Annotated in this window: 15 protein-coding genes; 10 read left to right on the top strand and 5 right to left on the bottom strand. The window is 52.7% G+C overall.

Annotation, left to right across the window (positions count from 1 at the left end; translation table 11 throughout):
• Window positions 1-66 precede the first annotated feature (66 nt).
• Window positions 67-1,518, top strand: a complete 1,452-nt coding sequence (locus tag MK110_00805) for a tetratricopeptide repeat protein (protein MCH2209813.1) — start codon at window positions 67-69, stop codon at window positions 1,516-1,518.
• Window positions 1,519-1,574: 56 nt separating this feature from the next.
• On the opposite strand, the gene MK110_00800 is transcribed toward MK110_00805, so the two are convergent.
• Together MK110_00800 and MK110_00795 are read right to left on the bottom strand one after the other, a co-directional pair.
• Window positions 1,575-2,930, bottom strand: a complete 1,356-nt coding sequence (locus MK110_00800) for a radical SAM protein (GenBank protein ID MCH2209812.1) — start codon at window positions 2,928-2,930, stop codon at window positions 1,575-1,577.
• A 248-nt stretch (window positions 2,931-3,178) separates the two neighbouring features.
• Window positions 3,179-3,412: a hypothetical protein gene (locus MK110_00795; protein ID MCH2209811.1), complete on the bottom strand. Its 234-nt coding sequence runs from the start codon at window positions 3,410-3,412 to the stop codon at window positions 3,179-3,181.
• 229 nt (window positions 3,413-3,641) lie between these two features.
• Between MK110_00795 and MK110_00790 the strand changes: the two genes are divergently transcribed.
• The 8 genes from MK110_00790 to mazG all read left to right on the top strand — a co-directional run bounded on the left by MK110_00790 (window position 3,642) and on the right by mazG (window position 12,671).
• Window positions 3,642-4,838 carry a DEAD/DEAH box helicase gene (locus MK110_00790; protein MCH2209810.1) on the top strand — a complete coding sequence of 399 codons (1,197 nt, stop codon included), beginning with the start codon at window positions 3,642-3,644 and terminating at the stop codon, window positions 4,836-4,838.
• A gap of 551 nt (window positions 4,839-5,389) precedes the next feature.
• Window positions 5,390-6,739 carry an excinuclease ABC subunit UvrC gene (locus MK110_00785; GenBank protein ID MCH2209809.1) on the top strand — a complete coding sequence of 450 codons (1,350 nt, stop codon included), beginning with the start codon at window positions 5,390-5,392 and terminating at the stop codon, window positions 6,737-6,739.
• A gap of 65 nt (window positions 6,740-6,804) precedes the next feature.
• Window positions 6,805-8,730 carry a hypothetical protein gene (locus MK110_00780; protein ID MCH2209808.1) on the top strand — a complete coding sequence of 642 codons (1,926 nt, stop codon included), beginning with the start codon at window positions 6,805-6,807 and terminating at the stop codon, window positions 8,728-8,730.
• 10 nt (window positions 8,731-8,740) lie between these two features.
• Complete coding sequence (locus MK110_00775; protein ID MCH2209807.1) at window positions 8,741-9,673, top strand: hypothetical protein; 933 nt, start codon at window positions 8,741-8,743, stop codon at window positions 9,671-9,673.
• A gap of 29 nt (window positions 9,674-9,702) precedes the next feature.
• Complete coding sequence (locus MK110_00770; protein ID MCH2209806.1) at window positions 9,703-10,503, top strand: polyphosphate kinase 2 family protein; 801 nt, start codon at window positions 9,703-9,705, stop codon at window positions 10,501-10,503.
• A gap of 120 nt (window positions 10,504-10,623) precedes the next feature.
• Window positions 10,624-11,211, top strand: coding sequence for an NUDIX hydrolase (locus tag MK110_00765; protein MCH2209805.1), 588 nt, complete (start codon window positions 10,624-10,626; stop codon window positions 11,209-11,211).
• A 174-nt stretch (window positions 11,212-11,385) separates the two neighbouring features.
• The gene (locus MK110_00760; protein ID MCH2209804.1) at window positions 11,386-11,772 is read left to right on the top strand and encodes an NUDIX domain-containing protein; all 387 of its coding nucleotides are present in this window, start codon (window positions 11,386-11,388) and stop codon (window positions 11,770-11,772) included.
• Complete coding sequence (gene mazG, locus MK110_00755) at window positions 11,769-12,671, top strand: nucleoside triphosphate pyrophosphohydrolase (GenBank protein MCH2209803.1); 903 nt, start codon at window positions 11,769-11,771, stop codon at window positions 12,669-12,671. The genes MK110_00760 and mazG overlap by 4 nt, the downstream gene beginning before the upstream one ends.
• Before the next feature lie 230 nt (window positions 12,672-12,901).
• Here mazG and MK110_00750 read toward each other — a convergent pair whose 3' ends face one another.
• Window positions 12,902-14,377 carry a GGDEF domain-containing protein gene (locus MK110_00750; GenBank protein ID MCH2209802.1) on the bottom strand — a complete coding sequence of 492 codons (1,476 nt, stop codon included), beginning with the start codon at window positions 14,375-14,377 and terminating at the stop codon, window positions 12,902-12,904.
• A gap of 840 nt (window positions 14,378-15,217) precedes the next feature.
• On the opposite strand from MK110_00750, the gene cmoA reads away from it, so the two are divergent.
• Complete coding sequence (cmoA, locus tag MK110_00745) at window positions 15,218-15,943, top strand: carboxy-S-adenosyl-L-methionine synthase CmoA (GenBank protein MCH2209801.1); 726 nt, start codon at window positions 15,218-15,220, stop codon at window positions 15,941-15,943.
• Here the strand turns inward: cmoA and MK110_00740 are convergent.
• Together MK110_00740 and MK110_00735 are read right to left on the bottom strand one after the other, a co-directional pair.
• Window positions 15,936-17,018, bottom strand: coding sequence for a hypothetical protein (locus tag MK110_00740; protein ID MCH2209800.1), 1,083 nt, complete (start codon window positions 17,016-17,018; stop codon window positions 15,936-15,938). The genes cmoA and MK110_00740 overlap by 8 nt on opposite strands.
• An 81-nt stretch (window positions 17,019-17,099) precedes the next feature.
• Window positions 17,100-18,095, bottom strand: a complete 996-nt coding sequence (locus tag MK110_00735) for a sugar phosphate isomerase/epimerase (GenBank protein ID MCH2209799.1) — start codon at window positions 18,093-18,095, stop codon at window positions 17,100-17,102.
• Window positions 18,096-18,246: the final 151 nt, after the last annotated feature.

The following is an 18,246-nucleotide window of genomic DNA, read 5'->3' as shown; positions in this document are numbered from 1 at the left end:
TTATAAAGAGTTTACGGGCGGTCGGCAGAATCGGTTTCCTAAATTCAGTTGAGGTATTGCAGAGTCATGAGTCAGGGCAATTCAGTTCCGCGGGTATCTGTTGGTGTGCCATGGTGGTTGTGGCTGTTTGTGGGGTTTTCCACGTTACTCGTCATTTTTGTCATTTTTTCCGGCCAAGATAAAGAGTCCGCTGAGCAGGTCTTTTCTCGCGGCCTGATGGCAGCCGACGACAGGGATGGGGATGCTATCAAGGAGTGCGTTGTTGCTATTCAGCGCACAAAAGGTGCCGATGAAGGACAGATCACTCTTCTTAAAGGAATTGAAGCCTGTGCCACAAACCGGTTCCCGCGGTCTGTAAAGATAATGGAACCCTTTCTGAATGATCCCAATCTCAGGTATCAGAAAGTGGCTCTGAGATATTCTGCGATTGCACATCAAACATTAGGCAACTCCGATCGGGCACGACAACTTTATGAACAGTATCAATCGATTGATCCAACAAACGTCAATCCTCGCCTGTTCCTGATGAATTTGTACAACTCGGTGGGCGCACTCCAGTCTGCCTTAAAAACAGCAGAATCTGTGCTTGAACTGGATCCGGATAACCGCAAGGCCATGCAAATGATTGCGGAAATCAAAATGTCCACAGGGGACTTCGAGGCTGCAAAAGATCTGTACAACACTTTACTGGAAACGGAACAGGACCGACTGACCGCCAGTCCCGATATGATTAAGAACTACGTCCATTTGTTGCTGAAAACGAACGGGGCTGAAGTCGCTTTCAATTTCGCTGAGGAAAATTATCAGCTGCTGAGTGATGAAGGGACCCAGCTTGAATTGTTGATGGGAAACAAGATGCTGACTGAAGCTGCTAATCTGCTCCAGAAAATGGAAGCTCATCCGCACAATCCGTTGTTCGCACAACTGGAAGGTATTCGTGCGCTCGACGCGGGCAGCTGGGACAAAGCCGTTGCAATGCTGGCCCAGGCTGTAATCGGGATGCCCCGATCCTCTCAGGTCTTTGAACAGCTGAAAGAGGCTGCAGACAAGAACAATCAGACTGATCTGTCACAGGCCTGTATCGATAATCTGGAAGCTATTCACGAACTTGAAAATCAGTTGCAGGAAAAGATCCTTGCCATCGGAGATGACATGAAGGATCCGGAACTGCGTTTGAGTGTTGCTGACGCGGCCGTGGCCCTTGGCCGTTTAGAAGAAGCCGGTTTCTGGATTGATCGCGCAGCCAATGTCGCTCAGAGTCAGGGACTTCAGGTCGCATTGGCAAGGCGAAAACAAGACCTCAAGCTTACCAATCAGCTGCTGGTACCTATTGATGCGGCTTTCAGAAAAACAACGAGCGTCAAATCCGAATCGTCGTCGGAAACCACAGAAGATTCCGATACAGAGGAGCCGAGTTCGGATGACGTTGATGCCGGTGCCACTTCATCGGACAACACGGAGACACCTGAGACAGCCGCCCAGGATGAGCCGTCGGGCAACCAGCCAGCCGCACCCTGAAAATCAGGTGTCGAGGTGAAAAGAAATGGCGGACACCGATCACAGCGCACAACAGGTTACAGTGCAGGCGGTGAATCCGGTATACCCAGAGCAACCTCTGTGTCAGCCGAGCAACAACGGCTTTCGGATGTGTCTGTGATGCCGTCCGGCGAGCCATCGGCTGATGAGGGAATCAGATAGGGTGCCGCAGAATTCGTGTGGTCATGCCCGGAATAGACCCCGAAGTCATTAAAGAGAAGCTTCTTTGCAACCCGGTAATACCAGTTTCGCTCCGCAATTTCGTTTCCTGGATGATACTGGGATGTACGCGAAATCATCGCCTCAAGTTCCTGATGAGCCGTCTGGCGCGCCGTGGAATCTTTGGCTCCGTGTTTGGTAACCAGTTGATTCAGCAAATCGGGTCGTTCAAGCACGATGCAGCCGCGGGTGGTTTCGCTGGACAGCTGTCGAAAATCCGAAAGAAACCGGGACTGAGTGAACTTGTCAAACAGTGAGCGGTCATCCTCATCAGAATGAATAGATTCCCGCGAAAACTGTACAATCGGGCAGGGTTCAATATCGCCCCAGGGATTGATGTGGTGGCTGATGCCGTTGGCTGCCGGACAAAGAGCCTGTCCTTCACCGTCGTAATATGCATCAATAATAATAATGGGCTTGCGAGCTCTCATTTCGACCACAAACTCGCGCGCCCGTCGCTGCTGTTCGGGTGTCAGACACAGATCAGGAGTCGCGTCCGGACCCATCGGACGATAGACATGAAACCAGGTATACAGCACCCCCATGTCAATCAGTCGATCAACCCAGGCTTCTGTCAGCAGGTCGTCTATGTTAGTCCGACAAAGACTCGTGCAAACGCCTGTCATCACGTTGTGACTGAGACAATTTTCTACTCCGGCCAGTGTTTTGCTGTAAACACCTGAACGACCGCGGCGTTCGTCACTGATGAATTCATTGCCCTCAACGCTGATCAGCGGAGTCACATTTCCCAGGTCGAACAGCTGTCTGGCTTTGTCCTCTGTAATGAACTGGCCATTGGTAAATATCTGAAAATAACAATCCGGATGTGCGGCCAGGATGTCGAACAATTCAGGATGCATGAAAGGTTCACCGCCGACAATTCCAAAAAAGCTGTTTCCGGCCTCCTTCGCTTCACTGATCAATCGATTCATCGCCTGCAGGTCAATGATTTCCTGTTTGTGACCAATGTCCACCCAGCACCCCTGGCATCGCAGATTGCAGCTATTGATGATGGAAACATACAGGAACGGTGGAAAGAACTGTCCTCGGCGCATCCGACGTTTGTGAAGCAGGACAGAACGGGCTCCTTTGATCCCAAGATTCCAGCACAGTTTCCAGAGCAGTCGTTTATTGGTTTCAAACAGAACGCGTTTTGCCATTTGCAGCGTGTACATCAGATCTGGCTCCGGACAGGTTCAACAGTTGCTGAGGGCGATTTGGATATTGACTCCGGATTATCTTTTTGTCGGCGGCCGGTCGGACAGACTAACATTGCCGCAGAACAGTCCGGATTATCTCGGCAGACGAGGCTGATTCCCACTGCGAGACCTCAAAAAGGCAGCAGTGAACGGCAAGCCGTATCCCGCAAAGCAGACCGGACCAGTGTTCGTATCACTTCCTGTGGAGGAATTCGACATCGGTGTCAATTGTCACCGGTTTCGAAGCCTTTCGGGCCCACTGACCGGTTCAATGTGTTGAAAAGCAGGAAATTCAGCCCGAATTTACGACATTCGGAGCCAATACCGGACGTTTCATGGCCGGAGCAGAGGAAAAAATTGACGGGAATGGTAAAACGTTCTAGACTTCCTCTTTCCTTGAAAAAGAAGCTGTTTTTCAACAGGCGACTGTTGAAAGCGTCAGCAAAGCTGGATTCCACCGGTTGCACCTTTTTTGATGCGGCAACCGTTCGGGCCCCTTGCAGCAGACCTCTGTCTCTCTGGTTCGTTCAAGCCCGATCATCGTCGTTGCGGTGACCTACTGCATGAGACTGGGTCGACGACCGTTATTGTTGGGTCGAGTGTCTGGTGCGATTTCTCCTCCGGTTTGTCGCCGGGTCGTTCGCGACAAACAAAATTCCTTTTATCAGATTTATTGAAACGATTGACTTGCAGGTAATTTCAGAATCAACGTTTGAAGAACTGGGTTTGAAAGCAGAAACCCTGAAAGCCGTCAGCAGAGCCGGTTACGAAACTCCAAGCCCTGTTCAGGCAGAATTCATCCCGGTCGCACTGTCGGGAAACGACTGTATGGGTCAGGCTCGCACCGGGACCGGAAAAACGGCAGCATTTATGCTGCCGTCAATGGAGCGAATCGATCATCGCCGTCCCGGAGTCCAGTTGCTCGTTATGGCGCCGACTCGTGAACTCAGCGAGCAGGTCATGATTGAATCCAGGAAATTGTGCGGTGGCAGAATCAAGATCGCAATCGCAGTTGGTGGACGTCCAATCCACAGCCAGATCAAATCACTGGAAGGCGGTGCTCAGGTAGTCATCGGAACACCGGGTCGCGTGATTGATCTGTTGCGACGCAAAGCACTCGACCTGCGCAATCTGCGGATTGTCGTTCTCGACGAAGCGGATCGCATGCTGGATATTGGCTTCCGGCCGGATATCGAACGTATCCTTGGCAGTTGTCCAAAAGAGCGACAAACGTTACTGCTGTCCGCCACGATGCCGGAATCTGTTGAACGACTGGCACGCCGCTTCATGTCCAGACCGAAAATGGTGGACTTGTCAGAAGACCACGTGGTGGTTGACACGATTGAACAGTTCTATGTCACCGTGGACGAGGACCGCAAAGCTTCTCTGCTTTTGCGTGTGCTGGCCAAAGAAAAACCTGCACAGGCTATTGTGTTCACTCGAACCAAACGCGGTGCTGACCGCCTTTTCGAAAGATTTTCCAGGCGTTTGAAATCAAACCGAATTGCAGCCATTCACGGAGACATGCCACAGCGCAGGCGTGACCGTGTGATTCGGGATCTGAGAGCCGGAAAACTGCGACTGCTGATCGCCACAGACGTGGTTGGCCGCGGGATCGACATCAGCGGAGTTTCACACATCATCAACTACGACATTCCTGAGTACTGTGATGATTATATTCACCGCGTGGGACGCACCGGTCGATTATCGTCCTCGGCAAACGGGCGGGCAATCACCTTTGTCACACTCGCTCAGGGTAACGAACTGACGAATATCGAAATGCGGATCAACACCGTTCTCCCGCAGTACACGGTGCCAAACTTCCAGTCGTTCCGTCCACAGGATCGCCCGCGACGGCAGGTGCGCCGTTTCGGAATTACATAGACAGACGGACAATTCAACTCAGCCGGTCTGATGACGGTTTTGTACCGCAACAGACCGGTGAGAATTTATGACCGCACACCGGACTCCGACGGCAACCGTGCGAAAATATCGCCGTGATCACAGCACGTATGTGAGTTCGATTAGCCGTCCGCGGAAACAGATCTAATTAGAATCGTCCGGAGCTGCAGCGTCATTTCCTCCCCCTGTTCCGGAACCTGACTCCATCGTCGCCGGCTCGCAGCCCGCGCAAAGCAGGATTCCGGCACACAGACACAACATGCTGATCAATCGTGACATGATTTTTTTCTCTTTGGAAAGTTTAAGTCGGAATCCTGTCCGACCGAATGAGGATTTCCTGCGGCGAAGCTATGTGGACTCGCCGTACACTGTTTTGGGAGCATTTTGCATATCTGTCACAGAATTCAAGCAGGATTCCCCTGAAGTCGGACTGATTCTCCGCACTGCGGTCCCTCAATCGGGAATTGTCAGCACACGTTTGCGCGTTCTATGATGTCACTGTTCTCATTTCATGATTCACACTGAAGTTTGTTATGGAGTCAACGACCGATACACCTCTGCCGGAACCGGGTGATTCTTCGGGATCTCCGGCTGCTGAACGTGTGCGCAGTTTTCCCACAACACCAGGCGTCTACCTGATGAAGGATCGACTGGACCGTGTGATTTATGTAGGCAAGGCGGTCAATCTCCGCAGTCGTGCCGGCAGTTACTTTACCAGAGCAGCACAGGTCGAACGGCGAACCGCAGAGCTTGTTCAGGAGATCCATGACATCGACTGTGTCGAAACAGACAGCGAAGTCGATGCATTACTTATGGAAGCGCGGCTGATCAAAGACATTCGCCCGCGATTCAATTCGCAGCTTAAGGACGACAAAACGTTTCCTTACCTGCAAATCTCCACCCGTGAAGATTTTCCCCGGATCGAGTTCACTCGAACACCAGCCGCAAAAAACGTGAAGCTCTACGGTCCGTTCACGAGTGCCGGCAAACTTCGCGGAATGATTGCCGTCCTGCAAAAAATTTTTCGATTCCGAACGTGCACGCTGGACATTGAAGAGTCAGATGAACGCTGGCGATGGTTTCGGCCCTGCCTGCTGGCCAGTATCAACCAGTGTACAGCACCGTGCAACCAACGGATCAGTAAAGCCGATTATCGGGATGACATCCGACGTCTGCGCCTGTTCCTCGATGGCGGTCGGGATCGTCTGCTGAAGCAGATGAATAAAGAGATGCTTGAAGCGTCAGTAGATCGGAACTACGAAAAAGCAGCCCGGATTCGTGACGACATCGAAGCTCTCAAAGGGCTCAACCTTAAAGGGGACCTCGAAGAACATGCCCAGCCTGAGGTGTTCTATCAGGATCCCCAAAAAGGCCTGGCTGGTCTGAAAAAAGTACTGCAGCTGCCCGAACTTCCGCGGCGGATCGAGGGAGTGGACATCGCCCACCTTCAGGGAGGTGAAACTGTTGCCGGCGTGGTTCAGTTTATCGATGGGCTGCCGTTTAAGCATGGTTACAAGAGGTACAAAATCCGAACAGTAGACGGCGTCGATGACTTTGCATCAATGCGTGAAGTCATCACGCGACGATTTCGTCGGCTAGACCAGGAAGGAGAATCTTTTCCTGACCTGTTACTTGTCGACGGCGGTAAAGGACAACTCAACGCTGTGACGGGCGCAATGCAGCAGCTGGGAATCACTCCGCCTCTGACGATTTCACTGGCCAAGCGAGAAGAAGAGATCTACGTACCCGGCCAAAGTGAACCGCATCGATTAAGTCGACACTCGTATGCTCTGCGTTTACTGCAGTATGTCCGGGACGAATCTCACCGATTTGCTCAGCACTATCATCATCTACTCCGTGGCAAGTCAACATTCAATCACTGAGTTCCTGATTCCGGCCGTTCGGCCTGTCTGCCGGTTAGAATCGTTCTGTTTAAATGTGAGTCATCGTGACTGCCGATTCCGCATCAACTGTAAATCAGACGATTCCACGATTGATTCTGCTGGCGTCCGCCGGCGTAATCATCGGTGGGATTTTATGTGGAACGCCTCTGCAAAGTGCAAATGACCGTTCGCGATGGTCCACTGTGTGGTCGCTGATCCACCGTCACACATGGCAAATCGACGAAATCGACCGAGACCCCCGCTGGTCCACAATCGACAAGGTGAGACATCGAACGGATGATAATGCACCATTTCATTTTTATTCGTCAAAACCTCCGCTGCTGTCGTCAATTGCTGCCGGTGTGTACGGTGTTCAGCGTCGAATTCTTGGTGCGGATCTCAAACGCGATACGCTGCCGGTAACAAGATTCACATTGCTCCTGATCAACGGCCTGCCGATGCTGCTGGCTCTGTGGATGTTTCAGCGACTGTTACTGCAACTAAACCTGTCACTGATCACACAGTGTTTCGTGCTGCTGGTGGCAGGGTTCGGGTCGATGATCAATCCTTACCTGTCGACGCTGAACAATCACACTCCCGCGGTTGTCTCTTTGCTGATCTGTCTTGTGACGATCGTGAAAATTCAACAGGCCCCGCAGCGGTCCCAACCTCATGAGTTCGCGCTCACGGGACTGACTGCGGCTTTGACATGTTGCTTCGAATTGCCGGCGGCACTCTTCGGCGTTACAGCATTTTTTTGGATGCTGAAGAACAATGCACGTTTGACTCTGCGGTGGTTCGTGCCGGCCGCACTGCTGCCGCTGTCAGCACATTTCATTACGAACTGGCTGGTAACCGGCGGAATTCTTCCATTTTATGCATTTTATGGCACCGACAAATATGTCTACATCCACCAGGGAATTCCAAGCTACTGGAGTAACCCCCAGGGACTCGATGCCAGTGCTGAAAATGCGATGATCTACCTGTTTCACTGTGTCATCGGCCATCATGGCCTGCTCTCGCACACACCCGTATTTCTGCTTTCCGTGTGGGGATGGTGTCGTATGCGTCAGGCCAAATACCGCAATGGTCTTGAGGGAATCATGCTTGCCGGGGCGATGACATCCGGGATAGTGCTTGTCTTTTATCTGACACGGACACAGAACTACAACTATGGTGGAAATTCCGTCGCGCTTCGCTGGATGCTGTGGCTGACACCTTTTTGGTGGTTCGCCATGCTGGAACCGACTGAACGACTGATGACGTCAGTTCGTGGACGCAGGATAGCTGGCGCGCTCCTGTTGGCTTCCGTCACTACAGCAACGATTTCGCTGCCGGATCCCTGGCGTCCGTCCTGGATATACAAAGCCATGCGTCAGGCGGGCTGGATCGACTATCGGACGCCCGTTGCTCCGTTTAAAACAGAGCGCCACAGCATTTTCAGGTCCTGGCCACAGATCGCCGGAACGACCGGTGTGTGGAAACTCGAAGGATCAGAGCATTCGGTGAAACTGGTCAGTCAGGGACATCGGTCTCTGAATGGTCATCGCGTTTGCGTGATTGAAGTCAGGATTTCCGACGATTCTCGTGAGACAGACCACTTCGTACGAATTTGCGTTCTGCTTGATGAATTCGAAACCGGTCAGCCGGTCGGCAACTGGCTGCGCGTATTGAATGACAGACGAGAACTGGAAAAACCGCAGAACCGACTAACTCAGCTAATCCAGGGCCTGCCGCTCCCTCGTCCCTACGTTGCGGCCGGTGTCCGCTGGTATCAGCAAACCCCGGATTCCACAGGATATCGATGTGAACGGGCCGCGTCGCGCGTCAGTATCACAGATCAACACCTGGGCAGATGCTGGCATCGATGCGATGTCTGGTATTGTGATGATGTCCCGTTCGGCGTACTCCGATGGAAACAGACAATTACGCAGGAAAGCTCAGGTAGCGTCGTGAAAGTGCAGGTCTGGAACGTCCTGCCTTCCCACTAGCGAAGTTCAAATGCAAAACGGCTTCGGAATCCGGTTTAGTGCGATTGTCAGCATATTGCTGATACCCATCTGGTGCCACGTATGTGGCGCACAGCAGGTTGATTCAATCCTGCAATCTGACCGTGGCGACAATCGAACGCTGTACACCGAAAATGAGCGACTCTTTGAACAGGAAAAATATGTCCAGGCACTTGGGAACTGTGACCGGTTGCTGGACAAAGGAATCCCGTCGCGGGTTTACAACCGAATTCAGGCCACTGCAATTCGCTGTTGTCTGATGCTCAACCGTCCTGAAGATGCGGTCCGGCGAGTCGAAACCATCTATGAACGTGATCCGGCATCTCCGTACCTGAGCCTGCTTCCTTTGGTCTGGGATGATCGTCTCCCGAGTCACGAACGTTACGTTGCATCGCCGGGCGACCTTCGCAGTGAGTCAATCCTCCGACAGCTGTCCTCTGCGTCTGCACTTCTGCAGGATTCCCGGTACACCGAACGGTGTGTGGAGATTCTGAAAGAACTTAGGTCGAACCGGCATTTGCCGGTGGGCATTATAGCTGAGACTCAGTTGTGGCGAATTCAGCTGACGATGACAGACTCTGTTCACCTCCCAACCGTGCGACGCTGGCAGAAACGAGCTGCGGGATTGCCTGAATCTCTGCGTTCCGGCCCACAATTCATTGTTGGCCGTGCATTCCAGCTGCGTCATAAACCGGATCAGGCGGCACTGGAGCTGCTTTGGCTGCCGCTGATGCAGAACCACGACCCAAACCTGGCCGCCTCCGGACTGGCTGAGGCAATCGTGTGTCTGGAGGCAACCGGCCGGTCGGCATCAGCAGGTCGGCTGAGACGCGAACTACTAAATCGATTTCCTCGTACGTCCGCCGCTAACCACATCAAAACTTTCGACTCATCGTCTCCGTCACTCCTGTCCCCCGGCGAATAAAAATTCGCACCTGCCAATCAGAAAACACCATGCCACAGACACACCGACTGACTCCAGGAACACCCGTTCAACTGGCTCAGATCAGTACAAAGGGGCGAGACTACTGCGACGATCGTGCGGCAGCTGAAACAGAATTCCGGGATTTGCGGGAGCAATTCATTCGAATGCAGGCAAAGCTGTATGCCGAAGGTAAACAGAAATTACTGATCGTACTTCAGGCCATGGATGCCGGAGGCAAAGACGGAACCATTCGCAAAGTATGTGAAGGAGTTAACCCCCAGGGAGTGCGCGTTACTTCGTTCAAAAAACCGTCAGTGGAAGAACTGAACCACGATTTTCTGTGGCGAGTCCATAACGCCGCGCCGGCAAACGGAATGATCGGGATTTTCAATCGCTCACACTACGAAGATGTTTTGGTCGTGCGAGTTCACCACATCGTGCCCGAAGCTGTCTGGCGTCCAAGATACGAACTGATCAACGGATTCGAGCAGCACCTCACGTCTACCGGAACCACGATTCTGAAGATCTTTCTGCATATTTCCCGAGACGAGCAGAAGGAACGCCTTCAGGACCGACTGGACAGACCGGACAAGCACTGGAAATTCGATATTGATGATCTGAACAAACGGGCCTTGTGGGATGATTATCAGCAGGCTTTTGAAGACATGCTGAATCACTGCACAACAGAATCGGTTCCATGGTACGTGATCCCGGCAGATCAGAAGTGGTATCGCAATCTGGCCGTGATGCGCATCATCACCAGTGCACTGCACGGGATGAATCCGCACTATCCGAAATCCGATGACCTCAGCAGAATTGTGATCGATTGACCGGTTCCCGCCGGACCGGTGCCGGCAGATGCTGCCATGTTCGGCTTCCGGCACTGCGGTATTCTGTCAGGGTTTGTGTTGACAGCTGCACCGACGGTTCAATTCCGTTATCGTGGCGGAATGAATATTCCGATCAGCAAATTTGAGAATTTCCGACGGCGCATTCCTGAGGGTGATGACCACGAGCGTTCTGTCTGTGACCGCTGCGGCTGGATTCACTACGAAAATCCCCGCGTCATTGCTGCCGCGCTGTGCATTGAAGGAGATCAAGTCCTGCTGTGCCGTCGGGCGATCCTGCCCCGTTACGGTTTCTGGACATTGCCAGGAGGGTTCATGGAAATGGGTGAAACAGCAGAGAATGCAGCTGTTCGTGAGTCATTCGAAGAGGCCGGTGCACGCGTCGCTGCATCGTCATTGCTGGGAGTCTATTCCATTCCACGAATCGGACAGGTGCACCTGGTGTATCTCACGCATCTGAACAGCCCCGAAATCGTCGCCGGTACGGAATCGCTGGAAGTCGCCATGGTCTCCCTCAAAGAAATCCCGTGGGATGAACTGGCTTTTCCAGTGAATCACTGGACACTTCAGGACTATCTCAGCCTGGAAGGACGGCCACCTGCACAGCCATTTTCAGTGACTCCCGATCGACTCGAGGACCGCCTGCCTCCCGTCGACTGCCATCCCGACTATACTCTGCCAAAAAGCTGAGATATCCGTTAACCGTTAGCTACAGCGGAATTCCAAAACGGGCACACCTTTTGAAGACATGTTTCCGGACGCTCTCACACAACTCATCAGGTTTCGGAGTACTCTCTCTTGAAACAACCACGCAGCTGCGGATTCTTAATCGTAACAGGCAATCCGGTCGAGTCTTTTCTGCTGATGGAACATGAGGATCGCTGGGATCTTCCAAAGGGTCATGTCGATCCCGGTGAATCCGATCTCGAGTGCGCATTGCGGGAACTGGAAGAAGAAACCGGATTTGGAGAACAGGTACTGCAGATTGATCCTGGATTTTGTTACGAACAGCGATATCGTGTCCCCGGCCGACGTTACGGAAAAAAAAATCAGCACTCCGAAAAAATTGAAAAGACACTGCGGTTATTTCTGGCATCAATCGCTGAACCACTCGAACCCGAACTCACAGAACATATAGGATTCAAGTGGTTTTCATGGGATCCTCCGCATCGGATTCAGGAACGAACGATTGATCCGCTGCTCGCTCAGCTGGAAGTTTACCTCAAAACCAGTTCCGGAGCCGGACAGTGAAGCACGATCCAGACATGTTCGGTCAACCTCCAGGCTTTGATCAGCTGTTACCCGAATTCCGCCGACTGTGCGAAGTGATTGCTCGTCTGCGAGCCCCCGACGGATGCCCGTGGGATCGTCAGCAGACACTGCAAAGTATCAAACCGTACACACTGGAAGAGACCTGCGAACTCCTGGAAGCGATCGATTCAGGCGACAATGCAGCCATCCAGGAAGAGTTAGGAGATGTGCTTTTGCAGGTGGTGCTGCATGCGCAGATTGCTGCCGATGAAAATCGATTTCAACTGATCGATGTCGTCAGACAGATTGCAGACAAAATGGTGCGACGACATCCCCATGTTTTTGGCAATGTCTCAGCAGATTCAGCCGACGAGGTTAAGCGTCACTGGCGAGCCGCCAAGGCTGCCGAAAAACAATCACGTGATTCCAGGCTGGACGGAATTCCGGTAACGATGCCCCAGCTGGCTCGAGCGTCGCGCATTACGTCGCGAGCCGCATCTGCCGGCTATGACTTCCCGGATCGTGATATGTTGTTTGACAAGCTCAATGAGGAGCTGAACGAACTGGCAGCCGAACTGTTTGATGATGGCCGAATTCCGCACGTGCCGGCCGGTGTTGAGGGTGAACCTGTCCCCGATCGGCCGATTGAGTGTTCAGAACGCAAAGCACGAGTGCGGAACGAACTCGGCGACGTTTTGTTCGTACTGGCAAATATTGCCCGTCGCTGGGGGATCGATCCCGAAGAAGCACTTCGTCAGAGCAATGCAAAGTTCAACCGCCGGTTTCGAGCCATAGAGGCAGCGATGAAGACGGATGGTCAGTCCATCGAAGAAGCCTCACTGCCACAAATGGAAGAAGCCTACCAGGCGGCGAAGCAGGCAGAACGAAATTCGCCGTGACGACGTGATGATCCGATCATTCGCCGCCGGATCAAAACTCACCAGCTGTATCCGAAGTACGCACACCAGGGGTCATGTGCTCATCGCCGTGGGCATCCAGGATGAAAAACATTAAACCTGAAACTGCAGACAGACAAAAGAAGTTCGCTGTTGCGACAACGGCCGTTAGACCACATACAGACACTCCCGGCGCGACGGTCTGTTCTGCACACCTGTGGCTGTACTTCTGATCAATGTTGCGGCTGGCAAATCTGATGAACCCGTTGTTCCGGCTGCGGACGCAGGCAGTTGCGTCCCGCATTCTTCGCAGCAAGTGTCTCGCGACTGGCTCGTTCGAGCAACTGCACTGGTGTGGTGTCTGCAACGTCCTGCTCAACAAGCCCGATACTAATCGTGACTGCCAGCGGTACGCCGGCTGTGGATTCAAACAGGGACTTCTCTACCGCTGATCTGAGACGCTCCAGCACAAATCTCGCCTGGGATAAAGTGGCGTCGATCAGCACGACGCAGAACTCCTCTCCGCCATAACGCCCCACCCAGTCGGTCTTTCGAAGGTTGGATTGAATGAGGGAGCTAACCTGCTTCAGAACAAGGTCACCGGTTGGCCAGCCATGAGTTTTGTTCACCTGGCCAAAATGATCAACGTCGATCAGAGCGATACACAGCGGATACGCGTGCTGTTCCGCTGCTGCCAGTTCCACGGAAAGCTGGCTGTCCAGATAACGTCGGTTGTATATTTGTGTCAGCCCGTCAGTCGATGCCTCGTGTTTCAGTCCGGAAATCAGCTTTTTACTGCGCCGGGTAATGAAACTCGTCACACGTTCTGAAAAAACGCGTGCATGATTCTCCAGGCCTGTCACATCCACATCTTCGCCGGCACTTGAAGACTCTGCTTTCAGCTGATTCCAGGTGTAGACCAGATCTCGACCTCCCGCCTTGGCAGCATACAAAGCTTCGTCAGCCTGACTCAGCAAATCAGAAACTTCCATCGACGTTTCAGTAGTGCTGATGCCGATGCTGGTGGACATCCTGATCTGGCCAGGAAACTCATGCGAAGCAATCGTAATTCGAATGTGCTCGGCTGTCCGTCGCGTCGATTCTTCGTCCAGACGACTGACGAGTACAAATTCTTCGCCACCGAATCGAGCGACAAAGAAATCCTGGCTGGTGTATTCATTCAGCAGCTCACCGCACTCAACCAGCAGATTGTCCCCGACAGCATGCCCGTGCTGATCGTTGAGTGCCTTGAAGTGGTCCAGGTCCAGAAAAATAACGGACACGGGTCGGCTTGAATCTGCCTCGGCACAACACTCTCCCAGATGACGAATCAACTCTTTGCGACTTCGCAAAGCAGTGAGCGAATCCAGTCGGTTTGCAGCATTTTTCTGAAGCCGGCAAAGACGGTGTTCTATCAGCATCCAGGGACTGTCAATCAAACAAAGATCGTCTTCTTCCCGGATCAGATCGAACGCTTCATCAAAACAATCGTTGCCAACAAGCAACAGAACCGGAGTCTTGTGAGACGTGACAATGTTCCGAATTTTCAACGCATTCTTTTTGTCAAAAAATTCCAGAACTCGCACATCACATTCACCGGAACAGTCATCCGTAGACAAATCACACGGCTTGATCTCCAGCCTTGACGACGAAGAATAGGGAGCACCGGCAAACCAGTGGACTCGAATGAGCTTTTTGGAACAGAGCATAAACCCCGGTACCGCAATAAGATCCGGAATAAGATCCGGAATAAGCATCGGTGAAAGGAACTGGAGAACTTCTGAACTCTATGTCGCACAGACAGCTGCGCCGTGGATCAATCAGGGGAAAACTCAAGCGTTGCCGATGGTAAACGCTGTTTCTGAAACAACGATGTCCGGCATGTTTCCGAATGACATCACTCAAATCATGATGTTCGTGTGCCGCAGGCCGGACACAGTTTTCTTCTCGATGGCCGGATAGAAGAGTCTCTTCCGAAGAAGAGATTTCCCGCCATTCAACCGATCACGGGGCACCCACAGGTACACAAATTCGCACCAGGTTGCCCGCAGACTTCGGGGCCGAGACACTGGCAGCCAGCCTGGACGCCCACTCGGCCACAGCCATACCGGCAACGGGTGCTGAAAAAGGCTAAAGCGTGAAGTCAGACTCATCCTGCCGAAATAATGAAATGACCGGACCAGCCGCCAATCAACCTTCCAGAAAAATGATCGGATCCCCACCCCCTGTATACTGATGGGGAAGCGGACGGTATTGCGTTGCAGTGAGCGATGTTCGTTGATGCACCTGACCGCAGGAATTTTCTTGGAAAGAACACGGGCGTATGGATTCACTCACGAAACGACATCCTCAAATCTTGCAAATCCGTAACAGGAACAGCAGAATTGGTCTGCTTTCTGCAGACGGCACCGGAACCGAAAACTGTTTGAGTCATCCCGGGGACCGCTCATGAAGGTTTTTTTTCGACTCGCCCGGTGCGATGACATATGCCCGTGTTGTACCGGACATCCGGCCTGCTGTACTTCTCTTGCTTCTCCCGGCACGTCACCATGAATCAGGACCGGATCTATTCCAAGCCTCTTGCCCGGATTGAACAGTTTGAGTTTGACGACAGTGTAGCCCGTGTCTTCCCTGATATGATTGCCCGGTCGGTGCCTGGCTACGCGTCGATGCTGGCAATGGTTGAGCAAATCACACTGACACACGCTGCTCCGAACAGTCAGCTTTATGATTTAGGCTGTTCACTGGGAGCTGCAACCGAACGCATGCGGCTTCGTGCCCCAACCTCATGTACTCTTCACGCTGTTGACAATTCACATGCGATGATCACCCGTCTCAGGAATCGGCTGAAAGAAACCAGTGGAACGACCTGCGAAATCATCACGCATGAAAATGATATTCGGTCTGTCTCTGTGGAAAACGCTTCTGTCGTCGTACTCAATCTAACCCTGCAGTTCGTGCCTTGCCGTGAACGTTTGCCCCTGCTCCGGTCAATCTACGCAGGGATGCGGCCCGGCGGAGCTCTGCTGGTCTCTGAAAAGGTGTGTTTCGATGACCTGCAGGAACAACAGCTGATGACAGAGCTCCACCTGGATTTCAAGAGGGCCCACGGATACAGCGAACTTGAGATTGCTCAAAAACGAGCTGCTTTGGAAGAATCACTGATCACTGAAACACTGGCTGTTCACGTTGACCGAATAAAAGCCTGCGGTTTCTGTCAGGCAGGAGTCTGGTTACGGCATTTCAATTTTGCATCGATGATTGCGATCAGGTAGTACGTCGAGGCGAAACGGCCCCGTCAATCTCATCTGTACTGATACCGTCTTCTCTCTGTCGTAACAATATGTACAGAATCGTAGTACCCGCAAGGAACACGGCGAGATGAACGGCTTCAGGAATCTGCGCCATCACATACATCCCTATTTGACGAACATCGTCGGGATCCTGAGCTTTCAGAGCAGGGGGCAGGGCCGTACTGCCGGCGATGAGTAATGCTTCACACAGCTTGCGCACGGTAAACGCAAGGGCAGTAATTGTCGCAAGGCCGATCAACAGCAACAGAGGATGCGACAAACAGTAGCTGATGCAGCGACTGACTGATTCTGCGCCCGAACATCCATCGACACCCGTCGCAGCCGGCGACAACAGCCAGGCAGCCCCTCCCACCAGGAATCCAAGCACCAGGCCGACGCCAGTCAGCTCGATCAGTATCCACAAGACGCTCACCGTTGTCTGACCGGCGAATCCGAATCCCGAAACATATCCCGCCAGCACAAGCAGAGATCTGAGGATCAACAGAATCGTAATGATGAGTCCGGCCGCCAGCAGCGTTTCTTTCCAGTGCCGGGCGGCATAGCACACCGATGCGAAAATTCCGGTTCGTGACTGACAACAAAATTGTGTCGAGACCAAACGTGCCAGAGCTGTCCCAAAAAATCCCAGATTCAGCGCATTCCACACCATCAGGACAAAGGCCGGCCAGTAGCCCTGGCTTCCCGTAATCAACCGGCACGAAAGAAAAGCATCCCGTGACGGAGGCATCAGGAAGCAGTCCGATGCAAACGCGAGAACATTGTCAGTCAGTCGCGGAAGCAGCTGGGCCGGAACGTTCTGCAGTATGCTGATCGTGGCTGGAGTTACTGACGGTCCGGTGATTGTCGGAAAATCGACGACAGAGCCGGTCATTGCGTAACAGATGACATTCGAGCCGTTCCAGCTGACCTGGACAGCAACGCCTGCAATTAGTATCGCTGATAAACGGCACCCAAGCGTAGCCGCTTTGAACAGGCGCAAAAACGGGAAAACCCGAGTCCAGTGCACCTGATTGACACGAACAGGATCCTGATTCATCCGTGACTGTGCTCCAATACAACAGCACCCCGACTGTTGAACACAGTTGGAGCGATCGATACTGGATTTCCCCCCGCAGCTTTAATCGGCAAAAGCGTCGTCAAATCGGCGGCCGGACGGTTCGAAGTCCACGTTCTTGCAGAACTGCGCCGCTTCGGCTGCACCCTGTTCCCGATCCATCCCGATATCTTCCCATTCGACTGACAGCGGTCCGCTGTAGTTGATGGCGTTGAGCTCGCGGATGATCTCTTCGAATCGTACTCCACCACGTCCGACACTGCGGAAGTCCCAGCCTCGTCGGTTGTCACCCCAGGGAAGATGACTCGTTAGAATTCCCGTTCGGCCGTTCAGCGTCACCGAGGCATCTTTCATATGCACATGATAAATCCGCTCCGGAAAGTATCTAAGAAACTCAACGGGGTCCACTCCCTGCCAGATAAGATGGCTTGGATCAAAGTTGAAGCCGAATTCTTCACGGTGATTAAGTGATTTGAGAGCACGCTCTGCAGAATAAATGTCGAATGCAATTTCTGAAGGGTGGACTTCCAGTCCGAACTTAATGCCACATTCCTGGAAGACGTCCAGGATCGGATTCCATCGCTCTGCCAGCAAATCGAATCCGGCATCAATCATCTCCGGCGGTGTCGGCGGAAAATCGTAGAGAAGATGCCAGATGCTGGAACCGGTAAACCCGTTCACAATACTCACGCCGAGTTTTTGGGCAGCACGGGCCGTATTCTTCATTTCCTCGACCGCTCGCGCGTTCACACCATCCGGGTCACCGTCGCCCCAGACATACTCCGGAAGAATAGCTTGGTGTCGCTGATCGATATTGTCCAGTACTGCCTGGCCAACAAGGTGATTGGAAATGGAAAACAGTTTGAGTTCGTATTTGTCCAGTAAATCACGCTTCTTCTGACAATAGCTGTCGTCAGAAAGGGCCTTATCAACTTCGAAATGATCGCCCCAACATGCCAGTTCAAGTCCATCATAACCGAATTCTTTGGACTTCTTACAAAGCTCTTCGAGAGGCAAATCGGCCCACTGGCCGGTGAACAGGGTTACGGTACGAGCCATCGACATAGTCTCCCGGAATGCGGAATGACGGAAAATACTGGCCGAAGAGAGTTGAGATCCCGCGAATGGAGGAAACCCCGTCAGCGGTTGGTAAAGTATATACCTTAGTGACGGTAGGGATCGAAATCTGCGATGTCAAACGCTGGACTCA

Source organism: Fuerstiella sp. (assembly GCA_022447225.1).
Lineage (GTDB): Bacteria > Planctomycetota > Planctomycetia > Planctomycetales > Planctomycetaceae > S139-18.
Note: the sequence above shows the minus strand (reverse complement) of the source record. Positions and strands in the feature narration are given on the sequence as shown.

Excerpts from the sequence above, each read along its gene's own strand:
- MK110_00765 (MCH2209805.1), top strand. The coding sequence starts at position 10,624 with ATGAATATTCCGATCAGCAAATTTGAGAATTTCCGACGGCGCATTCCT.
- MK110_00775 (MCH2209807.1), top strand. The coding sequence starts at position 8,741 with ATGCAAAACGGCTTCGGAATCCGGTTTAGTGCGATTGTCAGCATATTG.
- MK110_00740 (MCH2209800.1), bottom strand. The coding sequence starts at position 17,018 with ATGAATCAGGATCCTGTTCGTGTCAATCAGGTGCACTGGACTCGGGTT.
- MK110_00735 (MCH2209799.1), bottom strand. The coding sequence starts at position 18,095 with ATGGCTCGTACCGTAACCCTGTTCACCGGCCAGTGGGCCGATTTGCCT.
- MK110_00800 (MCH2209812.1), bottom strand. The coding sequence starts at position 2,930 with ATGTACACGCTGCAAATGGCAAAACGCGTTCTGTTTGAAACCAATAAA.
- MK110_00760 (MCH2209804.1), top strand. The coding sequence starts at position 11,386 with ATGGAACATGAGGATCGCTGGGATCTTCCAAAGGGTCATGTCGATCCC.
- MK110_00750 (MCH2209802.1), bottom strand. The coding sequence starts at position 14,377 with ATGCTCTGTTCCAAAAAGCTCATTCGAGTCCACTGGTTTGCCGGTGCT.
- MK110_00805 (MCH2209813.1), top strand. The coding sequence starts at position 67 with ATGAGTCAGGGCAATTCAGTTCCGCGGGTATCTGTTGGTGTGCCATGG.
- MK110_00785 (MCH2209809.1), top strand. The coding sequence starts at position 5,390 with ATGGAGTCAACGACCGATACACCTCTGCCGGAACCGGGTGATTCTTCG.
- cmoA (MCH2209801.1), top strand. The coding sequence starts at position 15,218 with ATGAATCAGGACCGGATCTATTCCAAGCCTCTTGCCCGGATTGAACAG.
- MK110_00770 (MCH2209806.1), top strand. The coding sequence starts at position 9,703 with ATGCCACAGACACACCGACTGACTCCAGGAACACCCGTTCAACTGGCT.